Here is a 1,201-nt window from a genome sequence, read left to right as displayed (position 1 = left end):
GGTAGGGCTATCGCATATGAGTAAAGAGGCTGAGCAGGTCTTGATCGGCCCATCGTGCTTTGAGTCGTTTGTGGCTGAGCGGAATTTTTTCGGGATCGGCTCTGAGAACATTGAGCGTGAGACGCCGAAGTATGGCGTGGTTGGCGGCCGTGTTGTTCTTGCGGCCTCTGATCTGATCTTCGCCGAGCAGGACATCGAGTTGCCAGTGCAGGTCATTCTCGATGCTCCAGTGGCGGCGTACTGTGGCGAGCAGTTCGTGTGCCGGCATTTTGCGCGACAGCGCATAACAGCGGACCTTGTGTGTGGTCTTGCCCTCGACGGTGCGCCAGCTTTCGACACGGCCGATGGCGCAAAGGTCGACGAGTGCATTCTTGCCCGGCGTCTGCGCGAAGGGAATGACGAAGGCACGCCGCACCTCGTGACGGCCATGCGCGTCCTCCTCGGTCCGATGGAACTTGGTTGTTTTGCCCGCCGCCGCCTTGTCGAGGGCGGTGTTGGCTTCGGTGGCCAGCTTCGACTGGTTGCCTTTGATGGCGATCACGTAGTGGCCGCCACCGTCGCGCACGGTCTTGGTCATGCGGCGATGGCAGTGCAAGGCGTCGGCGGTGACGGTCAAGCCCTTGAGCGACAACAATTCGAGCGCCGCGATCGCGGCCTGCACCTCGCCGCCTTCCTGCGCCACGGTTTGGGCCAGGCTCATGAAGGTGTCGCAGCCAAAGACGGTCACCACCAGCGGCGGCATATGCGAGCGGCCCTTGGCATAGGCGCGCCTGAGGCTCTTGCCGTCGATGGCGACCTGGCCTTTCGGCGCATCGATGCGCGCCTGCGCGCCGAAAGCGGCCATGAAGCGCATGAAGGCATCGTTGAGGGCGACAGGATCGAGAGCCGCCAGCACGCGGCTGAAGGTGTCGTGGCTGGGCGCGCCACGCTCGAGCGGGATGAACTGCCGCAACAAATCGAGCCGGTTCCTGGCAAACAGCTCCATCTCCGTGCAGTGCGTCGCCCCGCAAAGTACCGCTGCAAGCGCGACGAACAAAATCTCCGGCAACGGGTGCTGCGCGGTCAAGTCCCGCGGGTCCGGAACCTCGCCGAATACATCCAGAAACACCATGCCGACCTCCGATCATCCAGAGGTCCCCTCAGAATCGATTTCCACACGTCGCACAAGAGTCCGTTTGTACTCATGTGCGATTCCCCTGCC

At 62.5% G+C, this 1,201-nt stretch carries 1 protein-coding gene; it reads right to left on the bottom strand.

Annotation, left to right across the window (positions count from 1 at the left end):
* Positions 1–7: 7 nt before the first annotated feature.
* Entirely contained in the window at positions 8–1,111 is a 1,104-nt protein-coding gene (locus tag JT360_RS33105; RefSeq protein ID WP_214477654.1) for an ISAs1 family transposase, read from the bottom strand.
* Positions 1,112–1,201: the final 90 nt, after the last annotated feature.

It is taken from the genome of Mesorhizobium sp. dw_380, assembly GCF_018588885.1.
Lineage (GTDB): Bacteria > Pseudomonadota > Alphaproteobacteria > Rhizobiales > Rhizobiaceae > Mesorhizobium.
This window is presented reverse-complemented; position numbering and strand designations above follow the sequence as displayed.

Excerpts from the sequence above, each read along its gene's own strand:
- JT360_RS33105 (WP_214477654.1), bottom strand. The coding sequence starts at position 1,111 with ATGGTGTTTCTGGATGTATTCGGCGAGGTTCCGGACCCGCGGGACTTG.